At 64.0% G+C, this 22921-nt stretch carries 19 protein-coding genes; 8 read left to right on the top strand and 11 right to left on the bottom strand.

All coding sequences use genetic code 11. The annotated features are described in order from the left end of the window. Positions 1–47: 47 nt before the first annotated feature. The 6 genes from IFT60_RS03650 to IFT60_RS03625 form a co-directional block, all read right to left on the bottom strand. A complete protein-coding gene (locus IFT60_RS03650; RefSeq protein ID WP_192049599.1) occupies positions 48–2792 on the bottom strand; it encodes a TonB-dependent receptor in 2745 nt (914 codons plus the stop codon). A gap of 369 nt (positions 2793–3161) precedes the next feature. Continuing rightward, positions 3162–4397: a polyhydroxyalkanoate depolymerase gene (locus IFT60_RS03645; protein WP_192049597.1), complete on the bottom strand. Its 1236-nt coding sequence runs from the start codon at positions 4395–4397 to the stop codon at positions 3162–3164. A 302-nt stretch (positions 4398–4699) separates the two neighbouring features. Next, positions 4700–5797: an NAD(P)/FAD-dependent oxidoreductase gene (locus IFT60_RS03640; RefSeq protein ID WP_197986204.1), complete on the bottom strand. Its 1098-nt coding sequence runs from the start codon at positions 5795–5797 to the stop codon at positions 4700–4702. A gap of 142 nt (positions 5798–5939) precedes the next feature. Then, a complete protein-coding gene (fdxA, locus tag IFT60_RS03635; protein WP_192049595.1) occupies positions 5940–6263 on the bottom strand; it encodes a ferredoxin FdxA in 324 nt (107 codons plus the stop codon). Between the two features lie 175 nt (positions 6264–6438). Continuing rightward, positions 6439–6720, bottom strand: coding sequence for a protealysin inhibitor emfourin (locus tag IFT60_RS03630; protein WP_192049593.1), 282 nt, complete (start codon positions 6718–6720; stop codon positions 6439–6441). Beyond that, entirely contained in the window at positions 6717–8270 is a 1554-nt protein-coding gene (locus tag IFT60_RS03625) for a gluzincin family metallopeptidase (RefSeq protein ID WP_192049591.1), read from the bottom strand. The genes IFT60_RS03630 and IFT60_RS03625 overlap by 4 nt, the downstream gene beginning before the upstream one ends. A gap of 171 nt (positions 8271–8441) precedes the next feature. On the opposite strand from IFT60_RS03625, the gene IFT60_RS03620 reads away from it, so the two are divergent. Beyond that, positions 8442–8723: a polyhydroxyalkanoic acid system family protein gene (locus tag IFT60_RS03620; RefSeq protein WP_192049588.1), complete on the top strand. Its 282-nt coding sequence runs from the start codon at positions 8442–8444 to the stop codon at positions 8721–8723. Positions 8724–8980: 257 nt separating this feature from the next. Here the strand turns inward: IFT60_RS03620 and IFT60_RS03615 are convergent, their stop codons facing one another. Together IFT60_RS03615 and IFT60_RS03610 are read right to left on the bottom strand one after the other, a co-directional pair. After that, positions 8981–9235, bottom strand: coding sequence for an acyl-CoA-binding protein (locus IFT60_RS03615; RefSeq protein WP_192049586.1), 255 nt, complete (start codon positions 9233–9235; stop codon positions 8981–8983). Between the two features lie 188 nt (positions 9236–9423). After that, positions 9424–9780, bottom strand: a complete 357-nt coding sequence (locus tag IFT60_RS03610; RefSeq protein ID WP_192049584.1) for an FKBP-type peptidyl-prolyl cis-trans isomerase — start codon at positions 9778–9780, stop codon at positions 9424–9426. Positions 9781–9939: 159 nt separating this feature from the next. Here IFT60_RS03610 and IFT60_RS03605 point away from each other — a divergent pair, with 159 nt between their 5' ends. The 3 genes from IFT60_RS03605 to IFT60_RS03595 all read left to right on the top strand — a co-directional run bounded on the left by IFT60_RS03605 (position 9940) and on the right by IFT60_RS03595 (position 16376). Continuing rightward, positions 9940–10764 carry an EI24 domain-containing protein gene (locus IFT60_RS03605; protein ID WP_192049582.1) on the top strand — a complete coding sequence of 275 codons (825 nt, stop codon included), beginning with the start codon at positions 9940–9942 and terminating at the stop codon, positions 10762–10764. A 281-nt stretch (positions 10765–11045) separates the two neighbouring features. Next, complete coding sequence (locus IFT60_RS03600; RefSeq protein ID WP_229510673.1) at positions 11046–14294, top strand: transglycosylase domain-containing protein; 3249 nt, start codon at positions 11046–11048, stop codon at positions 14292–14294. Between the two features lie 120 nt (positions 14295–14414). Continuing rightward, complete coding sequence (locus IFT60_RS03595) at positions 14415–16376, top strand: CocE/NonD family hydrolase (RefSeq protein WP_192049580.1); 1962 nt, start codon at positions 14415–14417, stop codon at positions 16374–16376. Positions 16377–16617: 241 nt separating this feature from the next. Here IFT60_RS03595 and IFT60_RS03590 read toward each other — a convergent pair whose 3' ends face one another. The 3 genes from IFT60_RS03590 to IFT60_RS03580 form a co-directional block, all read right to left on the bottom strand. Then, on the bottom strand, positions 16618–17424 hold the full coding sequence (locus IFT60_RS03590) for a hypothetical protein (RefSeq protein WP_192049578.1): 807 nt from the start codon (positions 17422–17424) through the stop codon (positions 16618–16620). Further along, positions 17421–17879 (bottom strand): rhodanese-like domain-containing protein, encoded by a 459-nt coding sequence (locus tag IFT60_RS03585; RefSeq protein ID WP_192049576.1) that lies wholly within the window; start codon positions 17877–17879, stop codon positions 17421–17423. Before IFT60_RS03585 ends, IFT60_RS03590 begins: the two co-directional genes overlap by 4 nt. A gap of 61 nt (positions 17880–17940) precedes the next feature. After that, positions 17941–18201, bottom strand: coding sequence for a hypothetical protein (locus IFT60_RS03580; protein WP_192049574.1), 261 nt, complete (start codon positions 18199–18201; stop codon positions 17941–17943). On the opposite strand from IFT60_RS03580, the gene glnA reads away from it, so the two are divergent. The 4 genes from glnA to ntrC all read left to right on the top strand — a co-directional run bounded on the left by glnA (position 18200) and on the right by ntrC (position 22900). Beyond that, complete coding sequence (gene glnA, locus IFT60_RS03575) at positions 18200–19615, top strand: type I glutamate--ammonia ligase (protein WP_192049572.1); 1416 nt, start codon at positions 18200–18202, stop codon at positions 19613–19615. The genes IFT60_RS03580 and glnA overlap by 2 nt on opposite strands. 168 nt (positions 19616–19783) lie before the next feature. Beyond that, positions 19784–20287: a DUF4124 domain-containing protein gene (locus IFT60_RS03570; RefSeq protein WP_374000398.1), complete on the top strand. Its 504-nt coding sequence runs from the start codon at positions 19784–19786 to the stop codon at positions 20285–20287. A gap of 5 nt (positions 20288–20292) precedes the next feature. Next, positions 20293–21375: a nitrogen regulation protein NR(II) gene (gene glnL, locus IFT60_RS03565; protein ID WP_192049985.1), complete on the top strand. Its 1083-nt coding sequence runs from the start codon at positions 20293–20295 to the stop codon at positions 21373–21375. Positions 21376–21436: 61 nt separating this feature from the next. Beyond that, positions 21437–22900, top strand: coding sequence for a nitrogen regulation protein NR(I) (gene ntrC / locus IFT60_RS03560; RefSeq protein ID WP_192049570.1), 1464 nt, complete (start codon positions 21437–21439; stop codon positions 22898–22900). The last annotated feature ends 21 nt before the right edge of the window (positions 22901–22921 follow it).

The raw sequence follows: 22921 nt of genomic DNA, 5'->3' as shown, positions 1-22921 counted from the left end.
CCGTCCGGCTTGCGCGGGACGGCATTGTCTATTCTAGGCAGGCACCATCAGAACTTGTAGTTGCCCGTCAGGTAAGCCTGGCGGCCCAGCGGATCCGCATAACGCGGATCGAAGCCGACCTGGTGGCCCGACGAGTTACGCAGCGACAGCGGCGGCTCGCGATCGAACAGGTTCTTGATGCCGGCACGCAGGGTGAGGGCTTCGTTGAACCTGAAACGTGCCTGCCAGTCGAAGGTCGTGAACGATGGCACTTCCAGGCGGAAGTTACGCACGGTCGCGTTGGCGGCAACGTCGCGCACGTCCGCGGCGGCGTCGGTATAGCCGTTACGGTAGTTCACGATGATGCTGTTCGACAGGCTGCCGGTATCGAGCGTCGTGATCAGGCGCGCGATGTTCTTGAACGTCACGGCATTGTTGATGCCGAAGTAGTTCATGCTGTTGGTCCAGTCATCGCTGGTACCCGGACGGGTGTAGTCCGATTTCAGCGTATGCGTACCGTTCAGGGTCGCGGTCAGGTTGCCGAAGCCGAAGCGGTAGCGACCCGTGACGTCCCAGTCGATGCCGCGGTTGTGAGTGCGGCCGATGTTCGTCGACGAGCTGCGGAAGGCCCAGTAGGTGTTGCCGGTAGACGGTTCGGTATAGGTCGTGAACAGGTCGCGGAACAGGACCGGGTTGGCGAAGGCCTGCTGCTCGCTGACTGCCGAGACCGCATCGCGCATCTTCACGTCCCACAGGTCCAGGCCCAGCGACAGGCGGTTGTTCGGCTCGTAGCGGGCGCCGATGGTGAACTGCTTCGAGGTTTCCGGCTTCAGGTTTTCGTTGCCGCTCGAAACCACGTTGTACTGCGTGCGGCCAGGGCGGCACAGGGTGGCATCGGCGATCGGGCATTCGAAGTTGCCTGCCGTGAAGCCTGCGTTGACCAGTGGCTGGGCGATGTCGAGCATGCTCGGCGCCTTGAAACCGGTACCGTAGGAACCGCGGAACAGCAGCTGCTGGGTTGGCTGGTAGCGTGCCGAGATCTTGTAAGTCGACTTCGACTGGTCCTTGCCGAACTTGCGCTTCTGGATCGAGTCGTCGATCGCCGAGATCTTGTCGTAGCGCAGGGCAGCATTCAGCTCGATCTGCTTTGCCAGCGGCAAACGCAGCTCGGTAAAGGCGCCGACGTTGTCGCGCTTCATGTCGTAGGCGGGCGAGGTATTGAAGTTGTAGATGTCGGCCGCGGTTGCATTCGCCTGCTGATCGTAGGCGTACTCGCGGTAGTCGGCACCGACGGCGACGGCGGCGGCGCCACCTGCCATGGCGAACAGTTCGCGCGAGGCGCGCAGGTCGGCCGCCTTCAGGGTGGTCGAGGCTTCGCGGATCGAGCCGTGGAAGATCGAATTCTCGATCAGTTGCTGGGTGGCTGCGCTCTGGGCGCCGATCGGTGCGAACGGGTCGAACGAGCGGTTGGCCAGCATGGCGCGGAACTCGGTGTTCTTCGCGTAGCCGCCGACATAGCGCTCGTCGATGGCGTTCTGCGACCAGGTCAGGGCGGTGTTCACATTCCAGTTCGCCACTTCGATGTCGGCGCCGACGACGGCGTGCTTCGACTCGGTGATGGTCTGGCTGTCGCGGGTGCCCCAGTCGTAGGTGCGGTAGTTGCCGGCCACGCTGCGGATACCGGCGGCGCGCTGGGCAGGCGTCAGGTACGGATTGACGTACTGGGCGAACTCGGCCGAGGTCGGCAAGATCGTGAACGGCGCGGTGTTCGAGGCGATGCGCGCGGTCAGGTCGAAGCGCGAGTAGGCGATGTCCGAGAACACGCTGACGGTATCGCTGAGTTTCAGCGTGCCCTTCAGGAACAGGCTGTCGCGCTTGTTTTCAGGAACGATCTCGACCTGGGTGACGAAGTCGAACGAGCAGTTCTGGATCGCGGCGGTATTCGTCAGGCTCGGGAAGTTCAGTTCCGGGCAATTGCCGTTCTGGCGCAGGTAAGGCGAGAAGGCGGCGGCGGCCACGGCTGGGTTATTGAACGTGACGGTCACGTTGGCCGGGATGGTGGCGGCGCTGGTGCGGTCGTAGATGTAGTTCTTGCCGCCATATTCGAACGGCAGGTAGGCGGTCTTGGCGAAGTCGCGGTCGGTCGCGCGCACCTGGCTCTGGTCGTCGTGGCGATAGCTCAGCAGGACGTTGAAGCCCTGGGTATCGAGGTCGCCGAAACCGTAGGTGGCGGCCACGTATTTCGAATCGCCCGCGCGGTTGCTGGTCGGGGTGCTGTAGTTGGCCTCGATCTCGGCGCCCTGCTGGTTACGCTTGAGGACGAAGTTGATGACGCCGGCGATGGCATCCGAACCGTACAGGGCCGAGGCGCCGTCGGTCAGGATCTCGACGCGTTCGACCGCGCTCAGCGGGATCGCTTGCAGGTTGACCGAGCTGCCCGAACCTTGCGGCGCCAGGCGGCGGCCGTTCAGCAGCACCAGAGTGTAGCTCTCGCCGATGTCGTGGATCGAGGCGCTGACGCGGCCGCCCGAGTTCGAGCCGGCGGCGATGGCCGAAATGGTAAAGCCTTGCATTGCCGGCAGGGTCTGGATCAGCTCGGCCACGTTGGTCGCGCCGGTCTTGGCGATGGTTTCCTGCGACAGGGTCTGGATCGGCAGCGCGCCTTCCACGTTGATGCGCTTGATCGCCGAACCGGTGACTTCGACGCGCTGCATCGGCTGTTCCTGCGCAAAGGCTTGCGCCGCAACCAGGCCCGACAGCAGTCCCAGCGCGAGGCGGACCGAACGTACACCCATCTTTTCTCTGAACATCATTCTCTACCTTCGTTATCAATATTGTGTTGAAGAGCTTCCGGCGCTCCGGGTGGTCTCGACCCGGTCGTCTATGCAAGGCGCCGAAGAAAAGTATGTACAGGTTTTTAAAAATGACGAAGGGAAATTTGTGCTTTTTGGATAGTTTTGTTTTCAGAACACCCGACCCGGTGCGGCACCATTTTCAATAGCGAGCGTAGGTACGGGCGCTATACGATTTCCGTGGACGCAAAAATATGTAATTTTGAGGTGGTGCCGGGACACTAATCGTTGTGTAAAGACAACGTCTTGCTTGGCGTCAGGACTTTATGCTAACGCATGCAAAAAAAATGCCGCTTCGCTGCGGCATTTTTTGAATCTTGGACCGACAGGTCAGTTGAATTCGCGGATGAATTCGCCCAGCTTCGGACAGATCGTCTCGCGCCAGCGGCGGCCCGAAAAGATGCCGTAGTGGCCGGCCTTCGGCGCCACGTAGTCGCGCTTCATGTTGTCCGGGATATTGCTGCACAGCTCGTGCGCAGCCTGGGTCTGGCCGGCGCCGGAGATGTCGTCGAGTTCGCCTTCGATGGTGAGCAGGGCGACCGTCTTGATGTCCTGCGGACGCACCAGCTTGCCGCCGACTTCCCAGGTGCCCTTGGGCAGGCGGAATTCCTGGAACACGGTCTTGATGGTGTCGAGGTAGTACTCGGCCGGCATGTCGAGCACGGCATTGTATTCGTCGTAGAACTGGCGATGGCTTTCCGCCGATTCGTCGTCGCCGCGCATCAGGTGCTGGTAGAACTCGCGGTGCGACTGAGCGTGGCGGCCCGGGTTCATGGCGATGAAGCCAGCATGCTGCAGGAAGCCCGGATACACCTTGCGTCCGTAGCCCGGATAATTGCCCGGCACCGCGTAGATCACGGTGTTCTCGAACCAGGAGAACGGCTTTTCGGTGGCCAGGTCGTTGACGGCGGTCGGCGACTTGCGCGGGTCGATCGGGCCGCCCATCATCGTCATCGTTTTCGGCAGCTTCGGATCGTTGTCGCTGGCCATCAGCGAGATCGCGGCCAGCACCGGCACAGTCGGCTGGCAGACGGAAATGACGTGCACGTCCGGGCCGAGGGCGCGAATAAAATCCTGCACGTAATAGATGTAATCGTCCAGGTGGAACGGGCCGTCGGACAGCGGCACCATGCGCGCGTCGATCCAGTCGGTGATGAAGACGTCATGGTCGGGCAGCAGGGCGCGCACGGTATCGCGCAGCAGCGTCGAATGATGGCCCGACAGCGGGGCGACCAGCAGGACGGTCGGCTGCGCCAGTGCGGCGAAGGCGGCGTCGGACAGGTCTTTCTTGAAATGCACCAGCTTGCAGAACGGTTTCGTGACGAACGCGTGTTCGCGGATGGCGACCGCCTCGCCCTTGATCGTGACCGTGTCGATGCCAAAGGCCGGCTTTTCGTAATCCTTGCCGAGCCGGTACATCAGCTCGTAGCCCGCGGCGATACGCTGCGAGAACGGGGTGTGGGCGAACGGGGACACCGGATTGGAGAACAGCTTCGAGGACGCATCCGCCCATTGCATCAGCGGGGTCAGGAAGGAGCGTTGCATCTCATGCAGTTGATAAAGCATAGTAATTCCTTCGTGTGGTGCGTGTTGCCCGGGCGTATAGTCCGGACCCGTGCGCCTGTCATGGTTGCCGTGTGGGCGTCCATGCCGATGCGCGAAAATTCATCAATCAATTATAGGATAACTTGCTTGACTGGTGGAAATATCCGATTTCGTCACAAGCATATTCGCCCCACGCTTTACCCGGTTATACACCCGATTTCGATAGGCCGTCGGTGATGCGGCACACATAAAAGAAAATGCCCCGGCTAGCCGGGGCATTGTGGTTTCCGTGTAACAGAACGACCGTGCTTATCGATGCGTCATCAGTCGAAAACCGGGGTCTCGACGCCGAGAATCTTGTGCAGCTTCGGCGAGGTCGTCGTGTACTGCATGTGGATCTTCTTGTCGGGGAAGATGTAGGGCGCCGCGCCGAAGGCAGCCAGGGCCGCTTCGTGGAAGCCCGACAGGATCAGCTTCTTCTTGCCCGGGTAGGTGTTGATGTCGCCCACGGCGAAGATGCCCGGCACGTTGGTTTCGAACTTTTCGGTGTCGACCACTTTCAGCTGGCGCCGCTCGATGTCGAGACCCCACTCGGCGATCGGACCCAGCTTCGGCGACAGGCCGAAGAAGACCATCAGCATGTCGAGCGGGACGCGGCGGGTGACGCCGTCGGCGCCGGTGACTTTCACTTCGGTCAATTTACCGTCGGTTTCGTCGAAGCCGGTGACCTGGCCGGTGATCAGCTGCATCTCGTATTCGTCGCACAGCGCCTTCATCTTGGCCACCGAGGCCGGGGCCGCGCGGAAGTCTTCGCGGCGGTGCAGCAGCACGACCGATTCGGCCTTGCCGACGAAGTTCAGCGCCCAGTCCAGCGCGGAGTCGCCGCCGCCGCAGATGACCAGGTTCTTGCCTTCGAACAGCGAAGGGTCCTTGACGCGGTAGTGCAGCTGGCTGCCTTCGAACTTCTCGATGCCGTCGACCTTGATCGTGCGCGCCTGGAACGAACCGACGCCGGCGGCGATGAATATGGTCTTGGTGATGAAGCGGGTACCGGCCGAGGTTTCGACATTGAAGCGGCCGTCTTCGCGGCGCTGCACGGTGGTCACTTCCTGGCCCAGGTGGAAGGTCGGCTCGAACGGCTCGATCTGCTTGAGCAGGTTGTCGGTCAGTTCCTGGCCGGTGCACACGGGCACGGCAGGAATGTCGTAGATCGGCTTGTCCGGGTACAGCTCGACGCACTGGCCGCCGACGGCAGCGAGCGAATCGATGACGTGGGCCTTGATCTCGAGCAGGCCGAGTTCGAAGACCTGGAACAGGCCGACGGGACCTGCGCCGATGATGACGGCATCGGCGTCGATGGCGCCGGCGAACGAACTGTTAGGGGCGATGCTGCCCGCATCGTGGGTGGCATTGATAGTCATGCGCAATGATCCTGTTGATTTTTGAATGGAGCGCGCCGGCTGTTGCTGCATGCCCGCTTGCGATGGCCGCTAGTGTGCCATGGATGACGCGCGCTTGCTGACGGCCGCTAAATCCGGCGCCAGCAAGCGATGGGAGAACGGCTTAGCGGACCAGCTGTTCCAGCTTGTTCTTGACGTCTTTCCACTCTTCCGCCTCGGGCAGGGCCGGCTTGGTCTTGGTGATCGACGGCCAGTTGCGCGACAAATCGGCGTTGATCTTAATGAATTGCTGCTGATCGCCCGGCACGTCTTCCTCTGCATAGATCGCGTTCACCGGGCATTCGGCCACGCACACTGCGCAGTCGATGCACTCGTCAGGGTCAATCGCGAGGAAATTCGGGCCTTCCCGGAAACAATCGACCGGGCATACATCGACGCAGTCGGTATAACGACAGCTGATGCACGATTCGGTGACAACGTGGGTCATAACAGTCCTATCTATGGTGGGGTGCCGCGGCCGTCAGCGCAGGGTGGGGCCGCCAACATGGCAAAGCACTGTATTTTAGGGCAATTCGCCTTTTCCGACAAATTAGGCTTAGACACAAAATATATAAGCAAATGGGGCGCGGGCCGCGCACGCAACCGGAACCGCGCCCGCCTGTCTAACCCAACGCCCGCAAATGCGCCAACAACGCCGGCCAACCGGTCTCGTCGAAAGAACCGTCCTCGATCACCAGCACCGACTGACAGCGTTCGCCATCCTCGACCGTGATTTCCCAGCGCGGCAAATCGGCGCCGACGGCGTGCTTCGGGCCGGGGCCGGAGAAATCGGCTTGCCGCACCAGCGCCTCGAGGGCCGGCCCGTCGGGGCGGCAGGCCGTGTCGAGTTCGACGCAGCGTTCGATGCCGGCGAAACCGCCGGCCATTTTCGCGCGGATCTTCACGACGCTGCCGCCACGGCCTCGATCGCCGCCGCCGCCCCGGTCTGGTCGCCGGACGGCGGCGCCTCGACCGGCAGTTCCTCGCCGGCCGGGCCGTTGCGCCCGCGCTCGGCGCACCAGCGCGCCAGCGCCTGCGCTTCGGCGTCGAGCACGCGTTCGATGTTGTAGTACTCGGCCAGGTTCATGGTGCCGCAGCAAGCGCGCCGGTCCTGCTGGGCGCCGGGCGCGTCGCAGACGACGGCACTGAGGCGCTTGAAGGTGCAGGGTGCGGTGGCACTCGCCGTCGCGACTGGGGCGGGAGCGGGAACGGGCGTGGTCTCGGCCACCTCCGCGCCCACGACTTCGCGGATCGTGAACTGGTGCCGGATCGCCTCGATGTAGGGCGCCGGCTTGCCGTCCTCCACGGCCAGGCGCAGCATTTCGTTGACGACGTCGGCATAGGTGGCGGCGATCTCGGGCGCGGCCACCAGCGCACGCAGCACCAGCCCGCGCAGCCAGGCGGCGACTCGGTGCAGCACGGCGGCATCGTCCTCGAAGGCGGGATTGCGTTCGAGGTCAAAAATGTCGGCCAGGATGTCGTAGACGCCGCCCGTAAACACCTGGGAAATCGCATGCACCTGGGTGCCGGCCTGCGACAGGGTCAGGTCGTTGTCGGCATTCCTCAAACCCGTAGTGCCGCCCAGCGCCAGGCCGAACTGTTCGGCGATGTCGGCCAGGAAGGTCTTGTCGTGCAGGCGCGCCTTGGTCTGGGCCACCACCGCCTCGCACTGGTCGAGCTGCGACAGCGCCAGGAAGATCGCGGTCAGGTCGCCAAAGGCTTCGTGCAGGCCGCCCGTCTGCGGCGGCGCGTCGGCCAGCAGCCAGTGTGGTTTCAAGCCATCGAGCACGGCGTGCCCGGTTTCGTGGGCGACGATGTCGAAGGAGCGGCAGGTGAATACCCGGTCCTTTTGCCCGGAAGGCACGAAGTCGCCGAATTTCAGGCAGTTCTGGGTGCGGCTGTAAAAGGCGTTCATCACGTTCGGCAAGCCGTAGGGGAAGATCTGCAGCGGCGCCGTGTCGATGCTGCTGTTCCATTGCCAGGGCAGCGGCATCTCGGCGCCAGCCGACGACAGCGAACGCTGGTACATGGTCAGCGTCTGGCGCACCACGGCAAAGGTATGGACGGCGTCGAATTGCGGCGTGTCGGGCATGGTGACGAAGTCGCCGAAGGCATTCGGCTCGACCGGGCTGATGCCGGGGTCGCCCGAGGCGATGCGGGCGTCGCGCGGACCGGCCAGCACCACGCCCGGCAGGAAGGCCTTGCGGGTGCCCATGTCGAGCACCGAGGGGTCCTGCTTCCACATCAGCACGCGTGCACCGAAGGCATACGGCAGCGGCACGCTTGATGCAGGTGGCTTTTCCACCGCGCGCGGGGCGCCGGGCTGGTCGAGCAGCTGGGCCGCCTTGCGGTGCTGGCGGTAGGCGGCGCTCGGGGTCGGGATAAAGGCGACCGGAGGCTGGTCGCGTTGGAGGGGAATCGGGTCGTCGGGCAGCAGTGCGCGTTGTTGTTCCATGGCGTGATCCCTGGGGTGATTGAGTCGGCGATTGAGATACATCAGCCGATACTCGCGCCCCCCACGGAAGCGGTTTTGACAAGGATCAATTGCATAGCGGACTGGCATCCCGTCGATGCAACTGGCATCATGGCGGATTGTCTTGCAGATTTTGTTGAAGAAAGGAATCAGATGGCCGACATCCAGATCGTCCAGGAACATAACCTGAGCCCGGAACGGGCACGCGCCGCGGCGCAACAGGTGGCCGACAAGGTGGCCGCCGAATTCGGCATGCAATGGCGCTGGGATGGCGATGTGCTGCGTTTCGAGCGCAGTGGCGTCGAGGGCGCGCTGACCCTGGGAGAACAACGCGCCGCGCTGCAGATCAGGCTGGGATTGCTGATGAGTGCGTTTCGCCCGGCGATCGAGGCGAAGGTGACGGACAAGATGCGCCGGGTGTTCGCGGCGGCGTGAGGCAATGGTAGCCACACTCGGACATAAGGTTCGAAGATCGCTATTGTAGGGTGGACTCCCAAGTCCACGCGGTACAGTGCTTATTCAGCCTGGAACAGCGGATACCAAACCTGGCGCAAATGTTCCTTTTGGGTTTGAGATCGCCGAATCGCAACAGGTGCACCGCATGGACTCGGGAGTCCACCCTACGGATCGCGAGGTGCAACTGTCATGGGCATAGGCGCATTGCGCGCCGGCCCACAAAAGCGGCAGGCTGATCAGCCCTTCAGTTCTTCGATCAAATCGATGTACTGCTGCATGGCGTCCTCTTTCGAGGTGCCTTTTAGGCCATCCCATGCATCGAACTTGGCGCGGCCGACCATGTCGGTGAAACCTGGACGCTCGCCGGTGGCGTCGCCCGACGATGCCTGCTTGAACAGCGCGTAGATCTTCAGCAAGGTCATGTTGTCCGGGCGTTCCGGCAGGTTCTTCGAATCGGCCTGGGCCTGGGTGAACTGGTCTTGCAAGCTCATAAAAACTCCTGTGGTCTGGTTGTGCGATGGGGCATTGACGTTCATGCAATGCGCGCGGCCATCTTAGCGCAGGGGACGGGAGAGGATGCGTTTTCGCGGGGTATTTTAGAGGGGATGCTCAGGGGGGAAGCTCAATGCGGCGCTGCCCCGCGGCGCCAGGCGCGCGGGGCAGGCTTTACTTCAATGACTTAGACGTTCAGCAGTTCGACGTCGAAGATCAGGGTCGCGTTCGGCGGGATCACGCCGCCGGCGCCGCGTGCGCCGTAGCCGATGCTGGCAGGGATGGTCAGACGGCGCTGGCCGCCGACTTTCATACCCTGCACGCCTTCGTCCCAGCCCTTGATCACATGGCCGGCGCCCAGCGGGAACTGGAACGGGTCGTTGCGGTCTTTGCTGGAATCGAACTTGGCGCCGGGGGTGCCGTCGTCGTTGCGCAGCCAGCCGGTGTAGTGGACGGTGACGTAGGCACCGGCTTTCGCTTCGGCGCCTTCGCCGACGACGGTGTCTTCGTATTGCAGGCCAGAAGCGGTGGTAGTGGTGGACATGTTGTTCCCTCGATAATCTGTGAACGGCGATTGTAGTGCATGGCCCGGCAAACCGCCATCGGCGGCCCGCCAGCGGAATCGCGTCTACAATGCATTTTTTGTCATCAGGAGCCGCACGACCATGTCTGTCTCGATCCCGACTACGTGCCGGAGCCCGGCGTGAACGGCGCCCTGACCGCCTGGGCGCGTGCCCTGCGCGCCGGTTTTTCGCCGCGCATGCTGCTGCTGTCGCTGGTGCCGCTGCTGCTGTCCCTGCTGGTCTGGGGCGGCCTGCTGTGGGCCTTCGGGCCGGCGCTGTTCGACTGGCTCGACGCCGTGTTCCGCGAGAACGAATGGTTCCAGAGCGGCGGCAGCTGGCTGTCAACCTTTGGCCTGGGCATGCTGAAAGTGGTCGTGGTGCCGCTGGTGGCGATCCTGCTGCTGTTGCCGCTGATGATCGCTTCCGCGTTGCTGTTCATGAGCATCTTCGCCATGCCGGCGATCGAGAAATACGTCAGCCGCAACCAGTTTCCAAAGCTCGAGCAGAAGGAGGGCGGCAGCTTCGCCGGCAGCATCTGGATGAACATTACCAGCGTGCTGGTGTTCGCGCTGCTGTGGGTGTGCACCATTCCCCTGTATGCGGTGCCGCCGCTGGCAGTGGTGGTACAGGCGGCGCTGTGGGGCTGGGTGGCCTCGCGCGTGATGAGCTACGACGCGCTGGCCGCGCATGCCAGCGCGGCTGAGCGCAAGCAGATCATGCACGCGCGCCGCTGGCCGCTGCTGGGCATCGGCATGGCCTCGGGCGTGCTGGGCGCCTTGCCTGGGATTGCCTGGATGGGCGGCGCGCTGCTGGCGGTGGCGCTGTTTCCTTTCCTGGCGATCCTGTCCGCCTGGCTCTACGTGCTGATCTTCCTGTTCACCGGCCTGTGGTACCAGTACTACTGTCTGCAGGCATTGGACGAGCTGCGCGAACGCCGTCATGAAGGAGAAATCCGCGCCTTGTAGGATGACAATACCGATGCTTGTAGGCATCAATGCCATCCCATTATCTCTGCCGTTGTTTTTTTGCGAAAAAAATCGGGGCAGGTCAAATTTGTTGAACAGGGCTTCGTGCAAAACCTGTTGATGTGGTGGAATGATGACTTGGGCAGCGAAGACCCGCATGAATTTCGGTGCCCAAATACGAACAAAAGACCACTTCAATTACTCGAACAGACCGGCAGCAGGGATGGCGAGCAGGTTGACTAGGGATTGCAGGAAAAACGATTCACACCGGTTAAGCCATCATGGAAAGCACCCGCCGTTTCAAACGGCCACGTAACGTATTTCGCGCCTTGCGCGGACAAGCCGACGGCAATGCCGCGCCCGCAATCGATGCGTCAGCGCAGGAAGCACAGGAAGCGCCGTTGCCGCCGCCCTTGCCCCATCTGTCCCTCGTCACCGAGGCCGCCGACGGCGGCGATGGGTCCGGCAGCACGGCCGAGCCCGAGCACGAAGGCGAACCGCCGAAGGGCAGGGGACGCGGCAAGCTGGTCCTGTTCGGCCTGTTGCTGGTGGTCGTGGCCGCCGGCTCGGCGTATGCGGTCTACGAAACGCGCACCTCGACGCTGCAGGCGAAAATCTTCGCCGGCATGATGAAAGACGTGCACTACCGCATGGAAAAGGGTGCAAGCCCCGCGATCCGCTTCCCGGCCGAGAGCCCGTACGACGCCCGTCTCGGCTATTCGCACATGCCGGCCTTCCTCACCAAGCTGCAGACGCGCGACTACATCATCGACGCCCAGGCGCGCATGTCGCCCAAGATGCTGGAACTGGCCGACCGCGGCCTGTTCGCGACCTACAGCGAAAAGACCCGCACCGGCCTCGAGATCCTCGATTGCCGCAGCCAGCCGCTGTTCGCGACGCGCTTCCCGGAGCGTTTCTACGAGCGCTTCGACGACACGCCGCAATTGCTGGTGCAAAGCCTGCTCTTCATCGAGAACCGCGAGCTGCTCGACCCGGCCTACCCGAAACGCAACCCGGCGGTCGAATGGGACCGCTTCTCGAAAGCCGTGTTCGACAAGTCGCTCTCGGCCATCGGCATCAGCGGCGGCGGCCGCGTGGCCGGCGGCTCGACCCTGGCCACGCAGATCGAAAAATACCGCCACTCGCCGGAAGGGCGCACCGCCTCGCTCGAAGACAAGCTGATCCAGATGGCCTCGGCCACGCTGCGCGCCTACCGCGACGGCGAAGACACGACCAATTCACGCCGCCAGATCGTGCTCGACTACCTGAACACGGTGCCGCTGTCGGCCAAGCCCGGCTACGGCGAAGTCAACGGCATCGGCGACGGCATGTGGGTCTGGTACGGCCGCGACTTCAAGAAAGTCAGCGAAACGCTGAAGGGCCGCATGGACACGCCGGAAGCGGTGCTGGTCTACAAGGAAGCGCTGTCGCTGATGATCGCGCAGCGCCGCCCGGCGTATTACCTCGGCGCCGGCGAAGCCGACCTCGAGACGCTGACCAACAGCCACCTGCGCGTGCTGGCGCAAGCCGGCGTGATCACGCCGCAGCTGCGCGACGCCGCGCTCGCCGTGAAACTGAAACCGGCGCTCGGCTCCGGCGTCGAAGCGCCGGCAGCGAACACCTTTGTCTCGCGCAAGGCCGCGAACGCGGTGCGCAACCACCTCGGCTACCTGCTGGGCGAACCGCGCCTGTACAACCTCGACCGCCTCGACATGTCGGTGGTGTCGACGCTCGACTCCGAAGCCCAGCAAGCCGTCTCGGCCGCGCTGCGCCGCCTGACCACGCCGGAAGCGGCGGCGGAAGCCGGCCTGACCGGCAAGGGCATGCTCGGCAACGGCGACCCGTCGAAGGTGGTCTATAGCTTCACGCTGATGGAGCGCGGCACCAACGTCAACTACCTGCGCGTCCAGACCGACAACTACGACCAGCCGCTCGACATCAACGAGCAGGCCAAGCTCGACCTCGGCTCGACCGCCAAGCTGCGCACGCTCGTGACTTACCTCGACATCGTCGACCAGTTGCACAAGCGTTATGGCGACATGGACCCGAAGGCGCTGCGCGAAGTGCGCATCGATCCGAAGGACCGCCTCAGCCAGTGGGCCGTCGAATACTTCCAGACCTTGCCGGCGAACGCCGACCGTGGCCTGGCGCCGATGCTGGCGGCGGCGATGGAGCGAAAATACTCGGCCAATCCGGGTGAAGGCTTCTTCACCGGCGGCGGCTTGCATTATTTCGGCAACTTCAGCAAGCTCGACAACGGCAAGATCATGACCGTGCAGCACGCGCTGCAGCAGTCGACCAATCTGGTGTTCGTGCGCATGATGCGCGACGTGGCGCGCTACTACATGTTCCAGCTGCCGGGCTCCTCGGCGGCGCTGCTGGCCGACGCCGACGATCCGCGCCGCGCCGAATACCTGGCGCGCTTTGCCGACGCCGAGGGTAAAACCTTCCTGGCCAAGTTCTGGAACAAGTACAAGGGCAAGACCTATCCGGAAGCGCAGGCGCTGCTGCTGGCCGGCGTGCGTCCGGCGGCCTCGAAGCTGGCCGCCGTGCACCGCACGATCGCCCCGAACGCGACGCTGCAGGAATTCGGCGCCTTCATCAATGCCTCGCTGCCGACCAACGAAGTCGACCAGGAGCGCATCGAGAAGATGTACGAGCAGTACGCGCCGGCCAACATGTCGCTCGCCGACCGCGGCTACGTCGCCTCGACCCACCCGCTGGAACTGTGGCTGGTCGGCTACCTGCGCACCCATGCCAAAGCCGGCTGGAGCGAAGCGGTGAAAGCCAGTGTCAAGGAACGCCAGGAGGTGTATTCCTGGCTGTTCAAGACCAACCGCAAGAACGCCCAGGACAAGCGCATCGCCGGCCTGCTGGAAGTCGAATCCTTCCTCAAGATCCACGCCCAGTGGAAGAAGATGGGCTATCCGTTCGACTCGCTGGTGCCGTCGTATGCGACCACGCTGGGCGCGTCGGCCGACCGGCCAGCCGCGCTGGCCGAACTGATGGGCATCATCATCAACGGCGGCGTGAGGAAACCCGTGGAGCGCATCGATTCGCTGCACTTCGCCAAGGACACGCCATACGAGACGCTGGTGAAGCGCGCGCCGAAAGTCGAGCAGGAAGTCGTGCTGGCGCCGGAAGTCGCGCGTGCGGTGGCCAATGCGATCCGCGGCGTGGTCTCGGAAGGCACCGCCAAGCGCGTCAAGACGGCGTTTGCCACGGCGGACGGCAACGTGATTGCCGTCGGCGGCAAGACCGGCACCGGCGACCAGCGCTTCGACGTGTATGCCCGCGGCGGGCGCCTGATCGAGTCGCGTTACGTGAACCGGTCGGCGACCTTTGTCTTCAACATCGGCGAGCGCTTCTTCGGGTCGATGACCGCGTACGTGCACGGTCCGCAGTCGGAAAACTACGACTTCACCAGCGCCTTGCCGGTGCAGCTGCTGGTGACGCTGGCGCCAAGCCTGATGCCGATGATCGAACCGCCGCAGGGCAGCGTGGGTGCGCAGCGCCAGTGTGTACGCTGAATGCAAGCAGGGCGCGCCGGTCCTGCCGGCGCGCCGTCTATTCAACTTGACCGCATGACAATTCCTTTCTGAAACAGATTACACTGGCGGCCCCGTGTATTCGTCCAGAAAGAATCCGCCATGCGTCGTCCGCTGTCCCTTCTTGCGCTGAGCCTGGCGCTTGCCTTTGGCCCCGGCGCCAGCCTGGCCGCCCAGGCCGCCGAGGCTGATGCGCCAGTCGCCAGGCACAACCTGCGTGCCAGCTATACCAAGTACGAATACCGCATCCCGATGCGCGACGGCGTCAAACTCTTCACGGTCGTGTACGTGCCCAAGGACGCCAGCCGCCCCTATCCCTTCCTGATGACGCGCACGCCCTACAGCGCCGGCGTCGAGGCCCAGGGCGAACTGCGCTACGGCGTCGACTGGTTCCCGGAGCACATCGGGCCGTCGCGCGAATTCGAGGATGCCGGCTACATCTTCGTCGAGCAGGACGTGCGCGGGCGCTACATGTCGGAAGGGAAGTGGCAGGAAATGACGCCGCACGGCCAGGCCAAGCGCGCCGCCGGCGAAGGCATCGAAAGCCAGGACATGCACGACAGCGTGGCCTGGCTGTTGAAGAACGTCCCCAACAACAACGGCAAAGTCGGCATCCACGGCATCAGTTATCCGGGCTTTTATACGGCGGCCAGCATCATCGATTCGCACCCGGCGATCAAGGCGGCCTCGCCGCAGGCGCCGGTGACCGACCTGTACATGGGCGACGATTCCTATCACGGCGGCGCCTTCATGCTGGCCGCGAACTTCGGTTTCTACGCCGCCTTCACCGAAGCGCAGAACCCGACCCCGCTGCCCAAGACCTGGGCCGGATTCGACTACGGCACCACCAGCGGCTACGACTTCTTCCTGGGGCACCTGACCCTGTCGAACATCGCCGCCAGCATGAGCCGCGAGCAGCGCGCGCTGTTCATGCCGAACATCGAGCACGACACCTACGACAGCTTCTGGCAATCGCGCGCGATCGCGCCGCACCTGAAGAACATCAAGGCGGCCGTGCTGACGGTGGGCGGCTGGTTCGACGCGGAAGACCCGCAGGGTCCGTTCACCACCTATGGCGCCATCGAAAAACAGAATCCCGGCATCGTCAACAGCCTGGTGATCGGGCCGTGGGTGCATGGCGGCTGGGCGCGCGGCGAGGGCGCACGGCTCGGCCATGTGAACTTCGACAGCGCGACCGCGGCCTGGTTTCGCAAGAAGCTGCAATTCCCGTTCTTCGAACAGCACCTGAAAGGCGTCAAGCCGGCGGCGCCGATTGCCGAAGTCACGGCGTTCGAAACCGGCAGCAACGTCTGGCGCCGCTACAACGCCTGGCCGCCGCAGCAGGCCAAATCGCGCACGCTGTACTTCGGCGCCGGCGGCAAGCTGGCATGGACGCAGCCGGCCGCCGCCGGGGTTGCTGTGATGCCAGCCTACGACGAATACGTGGCCGACCCGCTCAAGCCGGTCCCCTTCATCGGCTATGCCGCTACCGGCATGCCAAAGGAATACATGGTCTCCGACCAGCGCTTCGCCGCGACGCGGCCCGACGTGCTGGTGTATCAAAGCGAGGTGCTGGAAGAAGACGTGACGATCGCCGGCCCGGTGACGCCCAAGCTGTTCGTCTCGACCACGGGGACGGACGCCGACTGGGTGGTGAAACTGATCGACGTGTATCCGTCCGCGTATCCGCAAACGCCTGTTGAGCACAAGGGCGGCGAGGTCGCCGCTCCCACAGTGGAGATGGGCGGCTACCAGCAACTGGTGCGCGGCAATCCGCTGCGCGGCAAGTTCCGCCACAGCTTCGAGCAGCCCGAGCCCTTCGTGCCGGGCAAGGTCGAAGCGCTCAGCTTCGCCATCGGCGACGTCAACCACACCTTCCGCCGCGGCCACCGCATCATGGTGCAGGTGCAGAGCTCGTGGTTCCCGCTGGTCGACCTGAACCCGCAAACGTTCATGTCGATCCCGCAGGCGAAGCCCGAGGATTTCAAGAAAGCGACCCAGCGCGTCTACCGCGCGCCAGCGTCGGCCTCGGGCGTGCAGGTGATGGTGCTGCCGGCGAATTGATGACGCTGTAGGGTGGGCGCCCTGTGCCCACGCGGAACGATGCGTAGACGTTCCATCACAACGGAGCCAACACCGCGCATGCTTTCGCGTGGGCACAGGGCGCCCACCCTACCGTCGACCGGTACAAGGAGGTAGGGTGGTCGGCTCCACAGCACCGGGTGAACATCGTCGGCGTGGGCGGCGTCAAGGCAGCGGTTGTACAGCATTCAGGGTATAGCCGCCCACCCTACGGGTCTGATCTTCATACTACCGCCGGCGCCAGCCCGCGCGCCCCTTTCGCCAGTAGCCGGCGATGCCGCAGCCGCTCCTTCGTTCGCTTCTTGTGCAGCTCTGGCCGGCCGCGTGCATACCAGGGTTGGGCGCCGGGCTGCAGGGCAGTGCGCACCGCGCGCCGGAGCGTGGTTGCCGGGATCGCGTCGATGGCCATCGTATGGAGGCGGCGCGCATCGTCGATGCGGCCGCGGCCTTCGAGCACGCGCAGGACTTTCCTGATTTCGGCGGCATAGTTATGGATGCTCGCCGCGATCCGGGGCGCCCTGGTGTAAGCGCGCATGCGGCGACTGGCGAATTCCCGGTTCAGGAACGCGCTCTCGTCGTGCACCACCTGCTCGGGATCGGACAACAAGCGTTCCGCCAGTGCGAAGTCGCCGACGGCGATCAGGGCCGGCAACACCGCATGCGCATACATCGCTGCCAGGGCCGTGTCGTGCTCGGTCAATTCCAGGAACAGCGTGCGCGTATGCGCCGCCTCGCCCAGGCTGGCGTCCAGCGTGGCGACCCGCCGGAGCAGCGTCCGGTCCGGCGGGCCGGTGCGCAGGATGGCGGCAAGATCGTCGCGCACCCGGGCCAGCGCGGCGTGCGCCGGTGCGTGGTGCCCGGCTAGTTCTCCCCATAAGTACAACGCGCGGTCCAGCGCCGAACGGCCGGGGGAATCCGCGGGTTCCTGCGCGTGCGCGTAGAGCCGGCTGACAAGCGCGAATGCTTCGGCGTAACGGCGCCGGAACATCAGGCGCTGTGCGTCCATCAGGAGCGCGGGCCCGTTCATCATGCCCCGACCCAGGGCAAGCCCGCCTTGCACCAGCCGCCGATCGTCTTGCGGTGGCCTTCGCCATCCTTGTCGCCTTCGAACCCTTCCAGGATGTCGTAAGCATTGGCATAGCCGAGCTCGGTCGCGACGCGCGCGCTGTGGCGCGAACGCACGCCCGAGCGGCACAGGAACAGCAGGATCTCGTCCTTGCCGGCCGCGCCTTCGAGTTGCGCACCGAATTGAGGATTCGGCTGACCGCCCGGGTAAGTCGCCCATTCGACCGCCAGGTGCTGGCCTTCCGGCACCATCACGCGGCCGACCCAGTCGCGCTCGGCATTGGTGCGCACGTCGACCAGTTTCACGTTGGGCGCCGCCTGCAGCAGCATGTAGGCTTCGTCGGGCGTGACCGCACCGGCATAGGGCTGGCCGGGGGCGCGCTCGCGTGCGGCGTCGAGGATCTCCTTGCTTGTCTTCATCGCTGTCCTTGTGAGTTCTGCACCGTACCGGCGCACGCTTGCCGAAACGGTGCACGGTGCATCAAAATGGTGCGCTCATACTGCTTTGCACCACAATGGTGCAAATGATGAGCAGGGCTGCACGGTTGGATATTTCCGGCTTGCTCCTGATTTTATGGTTAAACTCCCCGCGTTCCATAGAAGGATTATGCATTTCTTCATGCTGGAAACGCTGGCATGGTTCCTGCATATATTCCTGCGAGCATGTTGCAGGCAGGCTGACCGGTCCATAAGGACCTCGCCCGTCTGGCGACACCCCAATTTCATTCAGGAGAAACCGCATGGCAAAGACCGCCGCAGATGTGATGCAGATGGTGAAGGACAACGAAGTCAAGTTCGTGGATTTCCGCTTCGCGGATACCCGCGGTAAAGAGCAGCACGTCACCGTTCCTGTGTCGCACTTCGACCTCGACAAATTCGAGTCGGGCCACGCGTTCGACGGCTCGTCGATCGCCGGCTGGAAGGGTATCGAAGCATCGGACATGCTCCTGATGCCGGACCCGTCCACCGCCAACATCGATCCGTTTATGGAAGAAACGACGATCTTCATGCAGTGCGACGTGATCGAACCGTCGGACGGCAAGGGCTACGACCGCGATCCGCGCTCGATCGCCAAGCGCGCCGAGGCGTACCTGAAGTCGACCGGCCTGGGCGACACCGCCTTCTTCGGTCCGGAGCCTGAATTCTTCATCTTCGATTCGATCCGCTGGAAAGTCGACATGTCGGGCTGCTTCGTGAAAATCGATTCGGACGAAGCTTCGTGGTCGACCGACGCGAAAACCGAAGGAGGCAACAGCGGCCACCGTCCGACCGTCAAGGGCGGCTACTTCCCTGTGCCGCCGGTCGACAGCTTCCAGGACATGCGCTCGGAAATGTGCCTGATCCTCGAATCGCTCGGCATCCCGGTCGAAGTGCATCACCACGAAGTGGCCGGCGCCGGCCAGAACGAAATCGGTACCCGCTTCTCGACCCTGGTCGAGCGCGCCGACTGGACCCAGAACCTGAAATACGTGGTCTGGAACGTCGCCCACAGCTACGGCAAGACCGCCACCTTCATGCCGAAGCCGATCAACGGCGACAACGGCTCGGGCATGCACGTGCACCAGTCGATCTGGAAAGACGGCAAGAACCTGTTCGCGGGCGACGGCTATGCCGGCCTGTCGGAAACGGCGCTGTTCTACATCGGCGGCATCATCAAGCACGCCAAGGCACTGAACGCGATCACCAACCCGGGCACCAACTCGTACAAGCGCCTGGTGCCTGGCTACGAAGCACCGGTGAAACTGGCGTATTCGGCCAAGAACCGTTCGGCTTCGATCCGCATCCCGCACGTCGCCAATCCGAAGGGCCGCCGCATCGAAGTGCGCTTCCCGGACCCGCTGGCCAACGTCTACCTGTGCTTCTCGGCGCTGCTGATGGCCGGCCTGGACGGCATCCAGAACAAGATCCATCCGGGCGAAGCGGCCTCGAAGGACCTGTACCACCTGCCGCCGGAAGAAGACAAGCTGATCCCGACCGTCTGCGCTTCGCTCGAGGAAGCCCTGGAAGCGCTGGACAAGGACCGCGAGTTCCTGACCCGCGGCGGTGTGTTCAGCGACGCCATGATCGACGCCTACCTGGAACTGAAAATGGGCGAAGTCCAGCGCATGCGCATGACCCCGCACCCGCTCGAATTCGACATGTACTACTCGTCGTAATCCTTTGTAAATCCGTTGCGCCACGGCATCAAAAGCTGTAAGCGCAGGTAACAAACGCGGGGAAGGCCGGTGGCTTTCCCCGCGTTTTTTTATGGATGCGGTATATTCGGCTCACCTTTATACTGCACGCCCGCCGTGCCGCTGCTACCGATGCGAATGACTACCAGTGTGACCCGTTTTGCCTTGGCTGCCGGCGTGCTGTTCAGCGGCGCGGCCGAGGCCCAGACCACCGTCTACAAATGCGTCGATGCGCAAGGGCGCGTCGAGTTCACCGATACCGGCAAGAAGGGCTGCAAGGCGCTCGACCTGCCCGGCTATATCCCGGCGCCGCCGGAACGCCGTGGCCCGGCGCCGGTCGCGCCGCGTGCGAGTAATCAGGCAGCGGCACCTGCGGCGAGCACGCCGAGTCCCTCGAATTTCCCGCGCGTGGACACCTCGCAGCAGCGCGTCCGCGACGACGACCGCCGCGGCATCCTGAACGAAGAGTTGCGCGCCGAAGAAGCCAAACTGGCCGGCCTGCGCCAGAGCTTCAACAACGGCGAGCCGGAACGCCAGGGCAATGAGCGCAACTACGCCAAGTACCAGGAACGCGTGGCCGGCATGCGCGACGACATCAGCCGCACCGAACGCAATATCGAAGCGCTGCGGCGCGAGATCGCCAATATAAAATGAGTACGATGAACCCGCCCGAGCATCCACCGCAGCCGGGCCGCTTCGCCGGCCTGGAACTGCTGGCTTCCAGCGTGCTGCTGGTCGACGCGCACGACCGCGTGCGCTATGCCAATCCGGCGGCCGAGAACATGCTCGACGCCTCCCTCAAATCGCTGTCGCGCCAGACCCTGGCCGCGCTGTTTTCCAACGGCGACGAACTGGCCGCCCTGTGCGAACAGACCCGCGCCCACCAGTACGCCGACCTGCGCCAGGACCTGGCATTGGAGCGGCCCGGCCGCGAAGTCCTGCACGTGCACTCGATCGCCAGCGCGCTCGACAACGGCGAAGTCCTGATGGAGCTGCGCGAAAACGTCCAGCAACTGAAGCTCGACCGCGAGGAGCGCTTCCTCGACCAGAGCCAGGCCAACAAGGAACTGATCAGGAATCTCGCGCACGAGATCAAGAACCCGCTGGGCGGCATCCGCGGCGCGGCGCAACTGCTGGAGCTCGAACTGCCGCCGCTGCACCTCGGCGAGCTGAAAGAGTACACGCAGGTCATCATCAAGGAAGCCGACCGCCTGCAAACCCTGGTCGACCGCCTGCTGGCGCCGCACCGCAAACCGCATATCGTCGGCGACGTCAACATCCACGAAGTGTGCGAGCGCGTGCGTTCGCTGGTGCTGGCCGAATTCCCCAACGGCCTGAGCATCCGGCGCGACTACGATGCCTCGATTCCCGAGTTCAGGGGCGACAAGGAACAGCTGATCCAGACGGTCCTGAACATCGTCCACAATGCCGCCCAGGCGCTGTCCAGCCGCATTGCGGCGGGCGACGCCGAGATCGTCTTGCGCACCCGCGTGGCGCGCCAGGTCACGCTGGCGAAGGTCCGTTACGGGCTGGCATTAGACTTGCATATCATCGACAATGGACCGGGCATCGCACCGGAGATCCGCGACCGTATCTTCTACCCGCTGGTGTCGGGCAGGGATGGCGGCAGCGGCCTGGGGCTGACGCTGGCGCAAACCTTCGTGCAGCAGCACCTGGGCATGATCGAGTGCGAAAGCCGGCCTGGACTGACGGATTTCCGGATCCTGCTGCCGCTTCCATAAGAAGCGGCCGTGTTTCCGCCGCCGGGTCCAAGACGAATCTACTGCGGAAAGCACGACCTACATGAAACCAATCTGGATTGTCGACGACGACGCATCGATCCGCTGGGTGCTCGAAAAAGCCCTGGCGCGCGAGAATCTTGAAACGCGCAGCTTCGCCAACGCGCGCGACGCCTTGGCCGCCTTCGAAACCGACACGCCGCAGGTGCTGGTATCGGACATCCGCATGCCGGGCGAATCCGGCATCGACCTGCTGCAAGCCGTCAAGGCGAAGCATCCCGGCCTGCCGGTCATCATCATCACCGCCTTTTCCGACCTCGACTCGGCCGTCGCCTCGTTCCAGGGCGGCGCCTTCGATTACCTCGCCAAGCCCTTCGACATCGACAAGGCCGTCTCGCTGATCCGCCGCGCCCTGGAAGAGAGCCTGCGCGAAGCCAGCGTCGAAGCGGCGCCCGCCGAGACGCCCGAGATCCTCGGCCTGGCGCCGGCGATGCAGGAAGTGTTCCGCGCCATCGGCCGCCTGTCGCAGTCGAACGTGACGGTCCTGATCACCGGCGAATCCGGCACCGGCAAGGAGCTCGTCGCCAGCGCCCTGCACAAGCACAGCCCGCGTGTGCAGCAACCGTTCATCGCGCTGAACACGGCGGCGATCCCGAAAGATCTGCTGGAGTCGGAACTGTTCGGCCACGAACGCGGTGCATTTACCGGCGCCCAGGCGATGCGGCGCGGCCGCTTCGAGCAGGCCGAGGGCGGCACGCTGTTCCTCGACGAGATCGGCGACATGCCCTTCGATTTGCAGACGCGCCTTCTGCGCGTGCTCTCCGACGGCCACTTCTATCGCGTCGGCGGCCACCAGCCCGTGAAAGCCAACGTGCGTGTCATCGCGGCGACGCACCAGAACCTGGAACAGCGCGTGCGCGACGGCCTGTTCCGCGAAGATTTGTATCACCGCCTGAACGTGATCCGCCTGCGCCTGCCCAGCCTGCGCGAACGCAGCGAGGACATCCCGCTGCTGGCGCGCCACTTTCTGGTGCAGAGCGCACACCAATTGGGCGTCGAACCGAAGCGCATGAGCGACAGCGCCATGCGCTTCCTCTCCAGCCTGGAACTGCCCGGCAACGTGCGCCAGCTGGAAAACCTGTGCAACTGGATCACCGTGATGGCCCCCGGCCAGACGGTCGAGATCAAGGACTTGCCGCGCGACCTGACCCAGGCGCCGGCGGGCGCATCCTCCTTCGTGGCCGCGCCGGCCGAAGGCGGCGTCCCGGCTTCGGCCCCCTTGACGCTGCCGCCGACGCCGGACGGCTGGATCGGCCTCCTGGAACTGCAGGCCGCCAGCATGCTCAGCGCCGGCCAGTTCGAGGTGATGGACACGCTCGGCAAACAGTTCGAGTCGGCGCTGATCAAGACGGCGCTGAAGCACACGCACGGGCGCAAGAACGATGCGGCCATGCGGCTGGGGATCGGCAGGAATACGATCACGCGCAAGATCGTCGAGTTGGGGATCGACGGCGCCCGCGAAGAGTAGGGCAGGAGCCACATGGTGTAA

This window comes from Massilia sp. CFBP 13721 (assembly GCF_014842025.1).
Classification (GTDB): domain Bacteria; phylum Pseudomonadota; class Gammaproteobacteria; order Burkholderiales; family Burkholderiaceae_D; genus Telluria.
The sequence above is the reverse complement of the archived record's forward strand: the minus strand, read 5'-3'. Positions and strand labels throughout refer to the sequence as shown.